General features: G+C 74.5%; 2 protein-coding genes. Both read left to right on the forward strand.

What is annotated here, in order from left to right:
* Window positions 1–577: 577 nt before the first annotated feature.
* On the forward strand, window positions 578–2,302 hold the full coding sequence (locus tag ACZ4IF_RS34920; RefSeq protein WP_467570257.1) for a fatty acyl-AMP ligase: 1,725 nt from the start codon (window positions 578–580) through the stop codon (window positions 2,300–2,302).
* A gap of 217 nt (window positions 2,303–2,519) precedes the next feature.
* Window positions 2,520–17,057, forward strand: a complete 14,538-nt coding sequence (locus ACZ4IF_RS34925) for an SDR family NAD(P)-dependent oxidoreductase (protein WP_467570260.1) — start codon at window positions 2,520–2,522, stop codon at window positions 17,055–17,057.
* Window positions 17,058–17,078 lie beyond the last annotated feature (21 nt).

Raw genomic sequence — 17,078 nt, forward strand, 5'->3', positions numbered from 1 at the left:
CCCCTCCTTGTTTGGCCACACGCGCCCCCCCGGGGGGGCCCCCGGGGGGGGGGGCGCGGGGGGGGGGCGGGGGGGGGGGGGGCGCGGGGGGCCGGGGGGGGGGCCCCCCCCCCCCCCCCCGCCCGTCGTCGTGTGCGGGGGAGACCTGGTCCGATCGGTTCGCCGAGCCCCTCCGTGCGGGCACCAGGATGCGCCAGAATTGGCCTCATCCATGCGTTGACTGTGTGTCAGATCGCCCAATTCCTCGTTAAATACCCAGGGTTACATCTGCCGGGGCGGCGAGTCTTGCTATCGTCCTACTCGTCGGTAGCAAGCTGCACGGGGGTCGCGAGGCACCTGCGCGCGTAACGCGGCTGCTCCTCGGGCGGGTTGGCCGAGACGGACGTTCTGGCAAGGGGGCCAGGCGGCCACGGTCACCACGCGGACGCATCGAAGCGTCCCTCCGGCATGCCTTCGAACTCCAGTTCTCTCATGCTCCAGCTCAACGCACTTCTTCTCTGCGGACCTCGTCACCCGGTCCGCATCTCCCGGACCTCGTTCTCCGTGCCCCATGATCCGAACAGGTGAGACTCGTCAAATGGCCCCTTCCCTGGTCGACTTACTGACCGCGCACGCCTCGCAACAGCCCGAAACGACCGCCTACCGCTACCTCGTCACGGGCGACGGTGACGGGGAGGTCCAGGACATCACGTACGCGAGGCTGGCCCGCCGTTCCCGTGCCGTCGCCGCCTGGCTCCAGGACCGCGGCCTCGCCGGTGCGCGCGCCGTGCTCCTCTATCCGCCCGGCATCGAGTTCATCTGCGGCTACCTGGGCTGCCTTTCGGCCGGAGTCGTCGCCGTGCCCGGCGTGCCCCCGCAGGGGCGGTCCCAGAACCACCGCGCGCTGATCCGGACGAAGCGCCTGATCGCCGACGCTGACGCCACGGTCGTCCTCGGTGGACGGGAGGTGCTCGCGGCCCTGAACGCCATGGCCGAGCACCTGCCCGAACTGGCCGGCATCACCTGCGTGGCCACCGAGGACATCCCCGACGAGGCGGCCGACGCCTGGCACGAACCCGACCTCGCCGCCGACCAGGTCGCCTTCCTCCAGTACACCTCCGGGTCCACGTCCGTCCCGCGCGGAGTGATGGTCACCCACGGGAACCTGCTGGACAATGAGCGGATCATCACGGAGCGGATGGGACACACCCCCGACGCGATCGCCGAGCACCGCGGTGAGATGTTCGTCAGCTGGCTGCCCGTGTACCACGACATGGGCCTGATCGGCCCGGTCCTCAACACGGTCTACCTCGGCGTCACCGCGACGCTCTTCTCCCCGCTGCACTTCCTGCAACAGCCCGGACGCTGGCTCGACGCCGTGACCCGGTACCGCCCGCACACCAGCGGCGGCCCCAACTTCGCGTACGAGCTGTGCCTCAAGCACGCCACGCCCGAACTCCTCGACGGCCTCGAACTCAGTGCGTGGAAGGTGGCGTTCAACGGCGCCGAACCGGTGCGGGCCGCCACACTGCGCCGGTTCGCCGACACCTTCGGCCCGGTCGGCTTCCGCCGCGAGGCGACCTACCCGTGCTACGGACTGGCCGAAACGACCTTGATGGTGACCGGCGGAACCGTGGCGGCCCCTCCGGTCCTGGTCGACGCGGCAGCCGGCGGACCGCACGCGGGAGAGGCGGACGCGGCGGCGGTGGGCTGCGGGCGACCAGGCCCCGGCACCACCGTGGTGATCGCCGACCCCGAGCGGCAGGAGGAACTGCCCGAGGGCGAGGTCGGCGAGATCTGGGTCGCGGGCGCGAGCGTCACCAAGGGTTACTGGCGCAACGCCCTCGCCACCCGCGAGACCTTCCGCGGCACACTGGAGGACCGCCCGGACCGTTTTCTGCGCACCGGCGACCTCGGCTTCCTGCGGGACGGCGAACTGTTCGTCACCGGTCGGCTGAAGGACCTGATGGTCATCGACGGACGCAACCACTACCCGCAGGACCTGGAGCTCTCCGCCGAGATGTCCCACTGGGCGCTGCGTCCCGGGTGCACCGCGGCGTTCTCCGTGGACGGTGGGACGGCGGGTGAACAGCCCGTCGTCGTGGCCGAGTTGTCGCCCGAGGCGGCAGGCGAGTCCGAGAAGATCACCGACCTGATCCGCAGCGCGATAGGCCGGGCCCACGGGCTGCCGGTCCGCGACATCGTGCTGGTGCACCCCGGCACCATCCCCAAGACGTCCAGCGGCAAGATCCAGCGCCACGCCTCCCGGGAGGCGTATCTCGCCGGAACCCTCTCCGTGCTCGACGCCGCCGCCTTCGGATGACGCGGCGGCCCCGACGCGGCGCGTGGCGCCCTCGGTCGTAAAAGCCCTGCCGTGGGGGCGTTGACCCCGCGGTCGTCCCGCCGTGCCGTTCGTCCGGAACCAGCCCGACCGTACGGAACCCATCCTGATCGTCAGGCACCCAGCCCCTTGTCGTACGGAACCCGGACGGGTCGTACGGAACCACGCTGAGCCCGAGTTCCCGAGGACACCTCTTCAGATGCCTTCGCACGAATCCGAGAAGCCGTCACCCGAGACCCCCGTCACGACCCCTGAGGAAGCACGGGCCTGGCTCACCTCGGCCGTCGCCCAGGCGGCCGGGCTCGACCCGCTGGCCGTGGACCCCGACCGGCCGATCGCCGAACTCGGACTGGGGTCACGCCAGTTGGTGACCCTGGTGACGGAGCTCTCCGCACGGACCGGCCGGACCCCCGAGCCGTCCCTCGCCTTCGACCACCCCACCATCGCCGCACTCGCCGAAGCGGTCCTCGCCGACGGGGCCCACGGCGCCACGGTTGTCTCGCAGGGCACGGCACCGGACCGGCTGCGGACGCGGGGCTGCGACGACGTCGCGATCATCTCCATGGCCTGCCGCTTCCCGGGCGGTGCCGACGACCCCGAGGCGCTGTGGCGGCTGCTGGCCGCGGGCGAGGACGCCATCACCGAAGTACCGGAGGGCCGTTGGGACACCCGGGACCTCTACGACCCCGACCCCGAGGCCGTCGGCACGACCTACACCCTGCGTGGTGGCTTCCTCGCGGACATCGACCGCTTCGACGCCTCCTTCTTCGGGATCTCACCGCGGGAGGCGGCGGCCATGGACCCGCAACAGCGGCTGCTGCTGCGGACCGCCTGGGAGGCCGTCGAGCGCGCCGGGATCGTGCCCGGGACGCTGAACGGCAGCTCCACCGGTGTCTACGTGGGCCTGTACGGCAGCGGGTACATGGCATCCGCCCAACTGGGCCTGCTCGACGGGCACGTCGGCACGGGATCGGCGTCCAGCGTCGCCTCCGGACGGATCGCCTACACCCTCGGCCTCCAGGGACCGGCGGTGACCCTGGACACCGCCTGCTCCTCCTCCCTCGTCGCCCTGCACCTGGCCGCGCGGGCGCTGGCCGCGGGGGAGTGCGACATGGCGCTGGCCGGCGGCGCCACCCTGCTCGTCACCCCGCGCGGCCATGTCGAGTTCAGCAAACTGCGCGCGCTGTCGCCGTCCGGGCGGTGCAGCCCCTTCTCCGCCGACGCGGACGGAGTGGTGTGGGCCGAGGGCTGCGGTCTGGTGCTGCTCAAGCGACTCGCGGACGCACGCCGGGACGGCGACCGGGTGCTCGCGGTCGTCAGGGGCTCGGCCATCAACCAGGACGGCCGCAGCCAGGGGCTGAGCGCTCCGAGCGGACCCGCCCAGGAACGAGTGCTCCGCGCGGCGCTCGACGCCGCCGGTCTCGGACCCGACGACCTCGACCACGTCGAGGCGCACGGGACCGGAACGCGGCTCGGCGACCCGATCGAAGGCCGGGCCCTGGCCGCCGTATTCGGCCCCGGGCGCCCCGCCGACCGACCGCTCGGCGTCGGTTCCCTGAAGTCCAACATCGGTCACACGCAGGCCGCGGCGGGCATCGGTGGCGTCCTCAAGACGGTACTGGCGCTCGGCCACGAACTGATCCCGGCATCCCTGCACGCGGATCGGCCGACGGAGCACGTCGACTGGGCGGGCGGTGGCCTGCGCGTGCACAGCAGCGCCCAGCCCTGGCCACGACGCGGCGACCGCGTACGGCGGGCCGGGGTGAGCGCGTTCGGGATCAGCGGTACGAACGCCCACGTGGTGCTGGAGGAAGCGCCGGCGGAACTCGCCCGCCCGCTCACCGGGCCGCGGTGTGCCGTTCGGCGGGACACGGGGCAGGAGTCCGTCTCCGACGGCGCACCCTCGACGCCCCGCGGGTCGCGGTCGTCGGCCGAGTCGACCGAGCGGGCGCGGGCGCAGTCGCGGTCCGAAGTCCGGCCGGGCGAGGCGTCGGCGCCGGTACCGCACCTGTCTGCGGTGTCCGCCGGACAGCCGGGGCCAAAGCCGCAGTCTCAAGCGGAACCCGGGCCGGGAGAGGCGGCGGCACCTGGGCCGCAGGCGTCCGCCGAGTCCACTGAGCAGCCGCAGCCGCAGCCGCAGCCGCAGCCGCAGCCGCAGCCGCAGTCCGAAGTCGGGCCGGGCGAGGCGTCGGCGCCCGTGCCGCAGGAGTCCGCCGAGTCCGCCGAGTCCACCGGAGAGCCGGAGCGGGAGGGGGAGTTGGACCCGGAGGCGGAGCCGCAGTCGCAGTCCGCACCCGTCCCCGGCGATCCGTCGGACGGCGGCCCCGGCGCGCCGCGCGGCATCCTCTTCCCGCTCTCCGCCCGTACCCTTCCCTCCCTCCAGGGACAGGCGCGTCGGCTGCTCGGTGCGCTCGGCGCGGATCCGGGACTGCCGCTGCCCGCCGTCGCGGGGACGCTCGCTCACCACCGCACGCACTTCGAGCACCGGGCCGTGGTCCGGGCCGGCGACCGCGACGAACTGACGGCCGCGTTGCGGGGGCTGGCCGACGGGCGGCCGGACACGGCGCTGACCGTGGGACCCCAGCAGGCGGCCCCGTCGGGAAAGGTGGCCTTCGTCTTCCCCGGCCAGGGCGCCCAGTGGGCCGGCATGGCCCGCGATCTCCTCGACGCGTCCCCCGTGTTCGCCGACGAACTCGACCGTTGCGACGCCGCGCTGCGTCCGTTCACCTCCTGGTCGGTGACGGCCGTGCTGCGCGGTGACGAGGGCGCCCCGTCGCCGGACCGCGTGGACGTCGTCCAGCCGCTCCTGTTCGCCGTGATGGTGTCCCTGGCCGCCGTGTGGCGGGCCCGGGGCGTGCGTCCCGACGCCGTGATCGGGCACAGCCAGGGCGAGGTCGCCGCGGCCTGCGTCGCCGGAGCGCTCGGTCTCAACGACGCGGCGGCGGTGGTCGCCCTGCGCAGCCAGGCCCTGACCGCGCTGTCCGGCACCGGTGCGATGGCCGTCGTGGCGCTCCCGCACACCGAGGTCGAGTCCTACCTCGCCGAGCTCGGCGGCCGGGTGTCCATCGCCGCGGTGAACAGCGGGCGTTCGACGGTCGTCGCGGGAGACGTGGAGCCGCTGCGGGCGCTGCTCGCCGACCTCGACCGCCGGCAGGTGTTCGTACGCCGTCTCGACGTCGACTACGCGTCCCACAGCGCCCAGGTGGAGTCCGTCCGCGGCACGATTCTCGAAGAACTCGACGGCGTCACCACCTTCCCGTCCTCCGTCGCCTGGTACTCGACGGTGACCGCCGAGCCGGTCACCGGGGAGCTCGCGGCCGACTACTGGTACACCAACCTCCGTGAACCCGTCCGGTTCGCACCCACCGTGGAGCGCATGGCCGCCGACGGCTTCCGTCACTTCGTCGAGCTCAGCCCCCACCCCTCCCTGCTGACGGCCGTGCGCACCGTCGGCGACGCGCTCGACGCCGACCTGCTCGCCGTCGGATCGCTGCGGCGCGACGAGGACGGACCCGCCTGCCTCGACCGGGCGGCGGCCGAACTCCACGTCCACGGACGACGGATCGACTGGGGCCGGCTGATCGCCGCGACGGAGCCGGCCGACCTGCCGACGTACGCCTGGGACCCGCAGCGCCACTGGATCGAGCCCGAGCCGGCCGGGGCGGTGCCGGGGCTCCTCGACAGTGCCGGGCATCCGCTGCTCGGCGTCCTGCTGCGGTCCGCCGACGAGACCCGCTGGACCTTCCGCAACGAGTGGTCCCGCGCCACCGCCGACTGGCTGCCCGACCACACGGTGTTCGGCCGGACCGTGGTGTCCGGCACCACCCAGATGGAGCTGTGTCGTGCCGCGCTCGACGCGGCCCGCCCGGACGACACCGCCGATGTCACCGACCTGGTGCTGCTCGCGCCCCTCGTCCTGCCGGACTCGGGCACGGTCGAGGTGTCCGTCGAGGTCGACGTCTCCGGTCCCGCACCGGAGATCACCGTGCACAGCCGCCCGCGGGGGCAGGCTGATCCGAGCTGGACCCTGCACGCCACCGCCTCCGCGGCGGCCCCCGCCCCGGACACGGCAGGCCCGGCGCCGCAGTGGCCGCGGACGGCGGAACCGTCCTGGAGCGCACAGACCTACGAACGGCTCGCCGGCCTGGGTCTCGTCTACGGTCCTGCCTTCCAAGGAGTTCGGGCGGCGGCCGCCACGGGTGACGGCGAGCTGCTGGCCCGGCTCTCGTTGCCGGCCACGGCCCGGGACACGGCCGACCCGTACCCGGTGCACCCGGCCCTGCTCGATGCCGCGCTGCATGTGGCCGCCGCGCTCGACGCGGCGGACGGCCGGGTACGGCTGCCGGTCGCGGTGGGCCGCTGCGCACTGCCGCCCGGGGGCGGGCACGACCTCACGGCGCTCGTGCGCCGGTCGGAGGTCTCCGGGACACGGTCCGGGGCGGGGGAGCCCGGCGAGGACCTCACTCTGGACGTGACGCTGTGGGACGCCGACGGCCTCCCGGCGGGCCGGTTGGACGGCGTACGGCTGCGGCTCGCGGATCCGGCGGATCTCTCCCGGGGCTCCGGGAACGCCCGCCACCTCTACGAAGTGGCGTGGACGCCCGTGCCCGACGAGCCGGCCATGGAAGCCGCGCACGAGTGGGCGGTCGTCGGCGACCGGTCGGACCCTGAGGTGGAGGCGGTCCGGCGCGTGCTCGCGGCCGCGCGGGCCGGCGGGCGCGAGGAGGCCGCCGACGCCGTCGTACGATTCTGGCCGCGTCCGGCGGCCGGCACGGAACCGGCCGCCGCCGCACATGAGTTGGCGGCGGCGGCGCTGGCCGAGCTGCGTGCCCTGATCGCCCTCCCGCGGAGCGGGACACCCGCCCGGACCGTGTGGGTGACCCGGGGCGCGGTCGCCGCCGGGGACGGGGACGAGGTGCCCGGCCTGGCCCAGTCGGTGCTGTGGGGCCTGGCGCGCGGCGCCCGCGCCGAGCACCCCGACCTCGGGCTGACCTTGGTCGACTTCGACGACGCCGATCCCGCCGGGGCTCTGCCGGCCGCCTTGGCACAGATCGGCGAGCCCGAACTCGCCGTACGCGACGGCGCGTTGCTCGCTCCCCGGCTGATCCGTGCCGCCCGCCGCGAGGCGAGCGGGGCGGCCGGGGCCGTGCCCACCGACGGCACGGTGCTGATCACCGGAGGCCTGGGCGCCGTCGGCCGGCACATCGCCCGTCTTCTCGCCGAACGCGGCGTCCCCCGGCTGCTGTTGACCTCACGACGCGGTCCGGACGATCCGCGGGCGGCCGACGTCGTCGCCGAACTGCGCGCGGTCGGCGCCGAGGCCGAGGTCGCCGCGTGCGACGTCGCGGACGCGGCGGCCGTGGCCGACGTCCTTGGCCGTGTCGGCGCCGCATCGCCGCTGCGCGGCGTCGTGCACTGCGCGGGCGTCCTCGACGACGGGGTGGTCGCCGACCTCACTTCCGACCGCCTCGCGAACGTGCTGCGCCCCAAGGCCGACGGCGCCGGCCATCTGCACCGGCTCACCGCCGACGCTCCGCTCGCCCTCTTCCTGCTGATCTCCTCCGCCGCGGGAGTCGTCGGCAACGCGGGACAGGCCAACTACGCGGCGGCCAATGTCTTCCTCGACCAACTCGCCCACCACCGGCGGGCCCTGGGACTGCCCGCCACCTCCGTCTCCTTCGGGGCCTGGGCAGGTGAAGGCCTCGCCGCCGAGCACGCCGACCTCGCACGGATGGCCCGGACCGGCCACCGCGCCCTCACCGCCGACGCGGGCCGGGAACTCGTCGAACTCGCCCTGTCCCAGGGCGCGCCCCACCTCGTCGCCTGGTCCCTGGACCTCCCCCGGCTGCGGGAGACCATGGCCGCCGCGGGCGGCGCGACGACGGCCCTGTGGCGCTCGCTGCTGCCCGCGGCCCGGACCGGCCGCGGCGGCGAGCTCGCCGACCGTCTGGCCCGGCTGCCGGAGCCCGAACGTGCCGCCCGCGTCCTGGCCCTGGTCCGTGAGGAGGCCTCCCGCGCCCTCGGCCTGCGTTCGGCCGAGTCGGTCCGCCCCGATCGGCCACTGCGTGACCTCGGCATGGACTCGGTGACGGCGGTGGAACTCCGCAACCGGATCAGCGCCCGCATCGGCGCCAGGCTCCCCGCGACCCTGGTGTTCGACCACCCCACCGCGGCCCGGCTCGCCGAACACCTGCTGGCCACCGCACTCGCGACGAGCGGGCCCGCGGCCCGGGCGACCGCGTCCGGCACGCGGCACGCCGGCGGGCCGGCCCCCGCCTCCGACGAGCCGGTGGCCGTGGTCGCGATGGCCTGCCGCGCACCGGGCGGCGTCGACGACCCGGACGCCCTGTGGCGCCTGCTGGCCGAGGGCCGCGACGCGGTCGGCGCCTTCCCGGACGGCCGCTGGGACGTGGAGTCGCTGTACGACCCCGACCCGGATGCCCTGGGCAAGACGTACGCCCGCGAAGGCGGGTTCCTGGACGACGACGTCCTCAGGACCTTCGACGCGGCCTTCTTCGGGATCACGCCGAGGGAGGCGGCGGCCATGGACCCGCAGCAGCGTGTCCTGCTGGAGACGGCGTGGGAGGCGCTGGAGCGTGCCGGGATCGTGCCGGGCGAACTGGCGGGGAGCAGCACCGGTGTGTACGTCGGCATGTTCGGCAGCGACTATCTCGCGGGCTCCCGGCTCGATCAGCTCGACGGCTACGTCGGCACGGGATCCGCGCTCAGCGTGGCCTCCGGGCGGCTCGCCTACGCCCTGGGCCTGCACGGCCCCGCCTTGACGGTGGACACCGCGTGTTCGTCTTCGCTGGTGGCGCTGCATCTGGCGGCGCAGGCGCTCAGGTCGGGAGAGTGCGACCTGGCGCTCGCCGGGGGCGTGACCCTCATGGTGACACCGCAGACGTTCGTGGAGTTCAGTCGGCTGCGCGGACTCTCCCCGACCGGGCGGTGCCGATCCTTCTCCGACGACGCCGACGGCGCCGTCTGGGCCGAGGGCGCGGGCATGATCGTACTGAAGCGGCTGAGCGACGCACGGCGCGACGGCGACGAGGTGCTGGCCGTGCTGCGCGGCACGGCCGTCAACCAGGACGGCCGCAGCCAGGGGCTGTCCGCGCCGAACGGCCCCGCGCAGGAACAGGTGATCCGCCGGGCGCTGGAGGCCTCGGGGCTGGAGCCCGCCGACATCGACCACGTCGAGGCGCACGCAACGGGCACGACGCTGGGCGACCCGATCGAGGCGAACGCCCTGTCGGAAGTCTTCGGCCGCTCCCGTCCCGGCGGACGGCCCCTCCACGTGGGCTCGCTCAAGTCCAACATCGGTCACGCACAGGCCGCTTCGGGCGTCATCGGACTGATGAAGGTCGTGCAGTCGCTGCGCCACCAGGTGCTGCCGCGCACCCTGCACGCCGACACTCCGAGCCGTCACGTCGACTGGGAGGGCAGCGGGCTGCGGCTGCTGCACGACGAGGTGCCCTGGCCCGCCTCCGCCGAACGGGTCCGGCGCGCCGGCGTGAGTGCCTTCGGCATCAGCGGCACCAACGCGCACGTGATCGTGGAGGAGGCACCTCGCGCCGAGGAAGCCGTACCGCAAGAACAACCCGCCCCGACACAACCGCTGTTCGTGCTGTCCGCACGCGGCGAGACCGCCCTGAGGGGGCAGGCCGCACGACTGGCCCGGCACATCGGCGGCGGCACCGAGCTGTCCGCTGCCGCGCACACGCTGGCCAGGCACCGCAGTCACTTCGAGCGGCGGGCCGCGATCGTCGCGCACGACCGGGACGAGCTGCACGCCCGGCTCGACGCGCTGGCCGCGGGACGGGCGCCGCTGGCACCGCCACGCGAGGAGGCCACCGGCAAGGTGGCGTTCGTCTTCGCCGGGCACGGCGGCCAATGGCCCGGCATGGGCCTCGAGTTGACGTCCGGGTCGCCCGCCTTCCGTGAGGAGCTCGCCCGCATCGACGCCGCCGTGCACCGGCACACCGGCTGGTCCGTCCTCAATGTGCTGCGCGCTCCCGAGGAGTTCTCCCCGCTCGACCGGACCGAGTACCTCCAGCCGGTGCTCTTCGCGGTGAACGCGGCCCTGGCCGCCGGCTGGCGCGCGCTCGGCGTCACCCCGGACGCCGTGGTCGGACACAGCCTGGGCGAGATCGCCGCCGCCCACGTCGCGGGTGCCCTCACCCTGGACGACGCCGTGAAGGTGGTGACCGGGCGCGCCGGAGCGGTCGCACCACTGGTCGGCGAGGGGGGCATGCTGTCCGTCGCACTGCCGCGGGCCGAGGTCGGGGAACTGCTCGCGCCGTACGCCGGCCGGCTCTTCGTCGCGGCGGTCAACAGCGGCCGTTCCACGGCCGTCTCGGGCCGGGCGGACGACCTGGCCGAGCTGCGCCGGCACTTGGACGAGCGGGGCGTTCCGGCCCGGCCCCTGTCGACGCCGTTCGCCTCGCACACGCCGTTGATGGAACCGCTCCGTGGGGACCTGCTCGACCGGTTCTCCGGCATCCGGGGCGCCGTGGCACCGACCACGCTGTACTCGACGGTGCGCGCGGAGCCCGTACCGGGTGACCTGCTCGACGCCGCGTACTGGTACGCCAATCTCCGCGAACCCGTCCGGTTCGCCGACACCGTCCGCGGCATGCTCGACGACGGCTACCGCTGGTTCGTCGAGCTGAGCCCGCACCCGTCGCTCCTCCCGTCCGTCGAGGCGGTGGCCGCCGAAGCGGGCATCGACGCGGTCGGTGTCGCGTCACTGCACCGCAGGCAGGACGGACGCGACGTCCTGCTGCGCAGGCTGGGGGAGTTGTACGAGAGCGGGTACAGCCCCGACTGGCAGACGTTGTTCCCCGAGGGGCAGCGGACCGATCTGCCGACGTACGCCTTCGCGCGTGAACGGCACTGGCTGGCCCCGGCGCCCGCGAGCGGCGGCGGGTCACCGCTGCTGGGCACGCACGTCGAGTCCAGCGACGAACCCGGCCGGCACCTCTTCCAGAGCGAGATCGACCTGCGCGACAGCAGGTTCGCCTATCTGACCGATCACCGCGTCGGCGGCGAGGTGTGGCTGCCCGGTGCCGCGTTCCTCGACATGGCCCTGGCCGCCGCGTCCGCCGTGCGGGACGGCCTCGACAAGCGGCGGGCCGAAGTGAGCCTCGCCGGCGTGCGGTTCCTCCACCCGCTGCGCCTCGACGAGGACCGGCCGGTGCGGCTGCAACTGGTCCTGCGGCCCGCCGCCGACGGTTCCCGGAGTTTCACCGTCGCCTCGGCGACCGCGGGGGAACGGCCCGCGCGATGGCAGCGGCACGTCGCCGGACGCCTCGTCGTCGACACCGGCGAGCTCACGGTGCAGTCCACCGCCGAACCCGCCGCGGAAGCCACGGGGGGATCGACCGCCGAGGCCGGCGCGGAGCCCAACGCCGAACCCGCCGCGGAGCCCGCCGTCGGAGCCACCGGCGAGGCGTACGAGACGCCCCGCGCGCTCCGCGAACGATGCACGCGGGAAGCGGACCTGCCCGCCGTCTACGCACGCCTCGCCGCCCTGGGCATCGAGTACGGCCCCGCCTTCCGCGGCCTGGAGGAGGGTCATCGCACGGACACCGCGGCGCTCGGCCGCCTCGCCGACCGGGCCGCCGCCGGCCACCTGCTGCACCCCGCCGTCCTCGACGCCGCCTTCCACAGCGCCGCCCTGCCGGCAGGTGCCCCGCAGGAACGGGCCTTCGTGCCCGCGGGCGTCGGACGGCTCCGCTTCACCGGGCTGCGCACCACCCCCGTGTGGGTCACCTGCGTCCTGCGGTCCCTGGACGGCGACACCGCGACCCTGGACCTGCGGCTCTGGGACCAGGACGAACAACTCGTCCTGGAAGCAGTGGATTTCGAGCTCACCGCCCTGTCACCGCTGGACGGCGCGCTGTTCGAGACCAACTGGCAACCCCGGCCGGCCGCACAGGAGCCGCCCCCGCAGGGCAGTTGGCTGTTCCTGGCCGACGAGTCCGGCACGGCCGACGAACTCGCCGAACGGCTCGGCACCTCGGTGCCCCATGTGATCGCCCGTCGCGGCGACACGTTCCGCAGGCAGGGACCGGGCCGGTACGTCCTCGATCCGTCCGACCCGAGCCAGCTGGCCCGGCTGCTGGACGAGGCGTTCGCCGACGCACCACCCGAGCGGGTGGTCCAGCTCTCCGCCCTCGACGCCCCGCCCGTCACGGACACCCGCACGGCCGAGGAGGCGGCCCGGCTGTGCTGCCTGAGCACGCTGCATCTGGTACGCGCCCTCACCGGCCGCACCCGGAGCCCGGCGCCCCGGCTGTTCGTGATCGCACGGGGCAGCCAGGCCGCGGGAGGCAGCGAACAGGTGACGCACCCCGAGCAGGCGCTCGCCTGGGGGTTCGGGCTCGCCGTCGCGCAGGAGTACCCCGAGCTGTCCACCACCCTCGTCGACCTGCCGTCCGAAGGCGGCACCGACGCCCTGTGGACACAGCTGAGGCACGCCGACGACGAACGCCTGGTCGCGCTGCGGGAGTCGGGCCGCCTCGTGCCCCGCCTGGCCCGCACCCGCGCCGACGAACGCGGGCACGGGGCCGTCACCGAGGACGGCGTGTACCTCGTCACCGGCGGCCTGGGCGGTCTCGGCCGCGTCGTCGCCGAACGGCTGACCCGGCGGGGCGCCCGCCGACTCGCCCTGATGAGCCGGGGCACCCCCGACGCGGACACCCGGGACTGGATCCGCGGCATCGAGGAGCGGGGCGTCACCGTGCACCTCGCACGCGCCGATGTCGCCGACCGCGACAGCCTCTCGGCCGCCCTGGACGCCCTGCGACGCGAAGCCGGCCCCGTCGTCGGGGTCGTCCACGCCGCCGGTGTGCTCGACGACGCCACCGTGGCCCGGCTGACCGACGAACGCGTCCTGGGCGTCCTCGCCCCCAAGGTGCTGGGCACCGCCCTGCTCACCGAACTCGTCCCGGAGGCAGGGAACCTGGTCCTCTTCGGGTCCGCGGCCGGACTCCTCGGCTCGGCCGGACAGAGCCCGTACTCGGCGGCCAACGCCTTCCTCGACGCCTGGGCCCATCACCTCTCCCGCACCGACCGCCGCGCGCTGAGCCTCGACTGGGGTGCCTGGACAGGGGTCGGCATGGTCGCCGAGTCCGGCACCCGGGCAGCGGAGACCGGCCGCTCGGGCCTGCTCGCCTTCTCACCGCAGGACGGCGGCGACATGTTCGAGCGCGTGCTCGGCACCGCACGCCGTCAGCTCGCGCCCATGGCCGTGGACTGGGAGATGCTCGCGCTCGCCCCGGACGTGGCGCGCACCCGCCCGCTGCTCGCCGACCTCGTGACCGTGCCGACGCGCACGGCGGACCTGGACGGCCTCGTCAGGAAGGTGTTCGAGGCGACGCCGGGCCACGACCGCGCCACCTGGCTGGAAGCGTACGTACGCGCCCGGGTCGAGGAGGTCGCCGGAGGCGTCGTGGACGTGTCCGCCACCACGGCCCTGAAGGAACTCGGCCTCGACTCCCTGATGCTGGTGCGGCTGCGCAACGCCTTCGCCCGGGAACTGGGCGTCGAACTCCCGACGGCCGAGATGTTCTCGGCGAGCGACATCCGCTCTCTCGCAGGCTCCCTGGGCGAGGCGCTGCCGGAACGCCCGACCTCGGCGCCGCAGAACCGGGGCGGGGCGGCGGGCCACCCGCCGACGGTTGTGCCGGAGACCGAACTGCGACCCGTCACCCGTGACGTCGTCCGCCTCCTGCGCAGCGCCCGGCCGGGCATGCCGGACGCCGCACACGCCGTGGGGCTCGCGGTCCGGCTCACCGCACCCACCGACCGGGAGACGCTGACCGGCATCGTCACCCGCCTCGCCGGACGGCACGCCGCCCTGCGCACGGCGATCGTCAGCGACAGCGAGGCCGGGAGGCAGTTGCGCGTCGACCGGGAGCTCGCCGCACCGCTGCTGCGCTGGACCACCGTGGACGACCCGGCCGGACTCGACGCCGCGGCTCGTCTGAAGGAGCTGCTGGAGCCGCCCTTCGACCTGGCCGAGCCGCCGCTGTGGCGGTTCGAACTGCTCGACGGCGGCGCGCACGGCCAGATCCTGGTGTTCGGCGCCCACCACGCGGTCAGCGACCTCCAGTCGCTGCTGCTCGTGGCCGGGGAGATCGACGCCGAGCTGTCCGGCACCCCGCTCGGGAACGACGTCACCAACCGCGACATCGACCTGCTGATCGCGGCCCAGCAGCCGGGCGGCGGCGCCGCGGTCTCCGAGTGGCGAGAGGCCTTCCACGGGAGCGAGCGACTCGACCTCACCCTCGCCCGGCCCCGCCCGAGGGCCCGCGCGTACCGTGCCGGAAGCGTCACCCTGGAGATCCCCGCCGGGCTCACCGAAGACGTGGCGGAGGCGGCGGGCCGGCTCGCCGTCACCCCAGCCGCCTTCTGTCTCGGAGTCCTCACCGTGCTGCTCGCGAGGACGCGGCAGCGCGAGCGCTTCGTCCTCGCCGTGCCCGTGGACACCCGCATCCACGCCGACGCGCACGACGCCGTGGGCTTCTTCGGCGTGCCGGTGCCGTTCCCGGCCCGGGCCGGGGCGGACGAACATGTCGAGGACGTGGTGCGCCGCACCGACAGCGGCCTCGACCGCATCCTCGCCCGGGGCGCCATGTTCTCCGACGTCCTGTCGGCCCTGGCCTCGCAGGGGCTGCACCGCCCCGAAGCCCCGCTGGTGGAGGTGTACTTCAACTACGTCCGCTCGTCGGCGGCCGGCCTCACCCACTTGGAGGTGCTCCCGGCCGGGACCGGCTACACGGACCTCGACCTGATGGTCACCATGACGCCCGACGCGCACCGCGTCCGGCTCGACCACAACCTCGACATCCTCGACGCGGCCACCTCCACCGCACTCGGGGAGGAGTTCCTGCGCCTGCTCGCCGCGGCGGCGCAGGATCCGACGACGACGGTCGATGCGGCGCGGAGCATGGCGACGACGGTCGAGGCCGCACGGAGCACGGTGACGACGGACGGTGCGGGAGACACGGCGACGACCGGTGCCGCGTTGCGCACGGCGACGACCGGTGCCGCGACGGGCACGGCGGCGGACGCCGCGGGAGACACGGCTGCGGCGGACGCAGCGAGCGGCAGGGGCAGCGATGCGACCGCGGAGGTCACCGTGCCGCGTGCGTTCGCCCTCGCGGCCACCTTCGCCCTCGGTGACCTGCCCCGCCTGTGCGAAGCGGCGGTGCGGGACGACACCCCGGACGGCGGTCTCACGGTCACGGAAGCCCCGTACCACCAGGTCCTCGCCGCGCTGCGGGACCCGTCGGGCGGCTTCGCCGACCCCGCCGCGGAGATCGGGGCGGTGCTGCTGCGCGCCGCGGACCTGACACGGTTCGGGCCGGTGGACGACGGACTGCTCGCCGAGCTGCGCGTCGCGTACCCCGCCGCGGTGCGGGACCTGATCGAGCGGACCCGGAGGCCGCTGATCGTCGGCTTCCTGCCGTCCGCCCGCGAGGAGGACGAGCGCTTCGCCCGCTGGGAGCGCGAACTTGCCGCCGAACTGGCCGAGTTGTCCGGCGTCGCGGTGCTCCGGCCCGACGACTGGACCCGTCGGCACGCCGTCGAGGACCGCTTCGACGAGCGCACCGAGCGCCTGGCCCACCTGCCCTTCACCCCACGCTTCCAGGCGGCGGTGGCCCTGAGCCTGGCCGACGTCGTCCGGGCCGTACGCCGTCCCGCGCCGAAGGTGATCGCGGTGGACGGTGACGAGACCCTGTGGGGCGGGGTGGCGGGCGAGATCGGTCCGTCGGCGGTTGACCTGACCGGTCCGCGCGCCCTGCTGGCCCGGCGGCTGCTCGACTGGCGTGCCGCGGGCGCGCTGCTGGTGCTGGTCAGCAACAACGACGAGGAAACCGTCCGGGCCGTTTTCGACAGGCCCGAAAGCCTCCTGAAGGCGGAGCACTTCAGCGTGCTGTCCGCCACCTGGGGTCCGAAGTCCGGCCGTATCGCCCAGGCGGCGCGCACGCTCGCCTTGGGACCGGACAGCTTCCTGTTCCTCGACGACAATCCGGTGGAGATCGCGGGGATGCGGTCGGCGATGCCCGAGGTGCTGTCGGTGACCTGCCCACCGGCCGCCGAACTGGAGGAGTTCCTCGGCCGGTTGTGGCCGCTGGTCCCGGTCGCCGCCACCGCCGAGGACGCACTCCGGGCCCGCTTCTACGAACAGGAACGGGAACGCGACGCCGCACGCGACCAGGCCGGATTCGAGGAGTTCCTCGACCAGCTGGGCCTGGAGGTCGACATCCGCGAGCTGAGCGGGACGGACGTGCCCCGGGCCGAGCAACTCGTACGCCGCACCAATCAGTTCACCCTCCGCGCACGGTCCGCCGACGGCGGTGATCTCGCCCGCTGGCGGGAGTGCGGCGAGGTGTGGACGGCCGCGGCCCGGGACCGCTTCGGCGACTACGGCCAGATCGGGCTGCTCGCCGTTCGCGCCGAGGGCGACCAACTGGACGTACTGGCCTGGATGCTGAGCTGCCGGGCGCTCGGCCGGGGCGTCGAGGAACACCTGCTGCGCCGACTGGCCGACCACGCCGAGCGGCTCGGCTGCGCCAAGGTCCGGCTGACCGCGGAGCGCACCCCGCGCAATGCGCCCGCCCGCCGGCTCCTCGCCGCGCTCGGCGGCGGCGATCCGGACGACGAGCGCCTGGAGAGCGTGGTCACACCGGAACAGCTGCGGGCCTTCCGCTCCTGGCGGCAGCGGTGAAGTCCCGGCGGCAGCAGTGAA

The organism is Streptomyces sp. NPDC025784, from assembly GCF_055558435.1.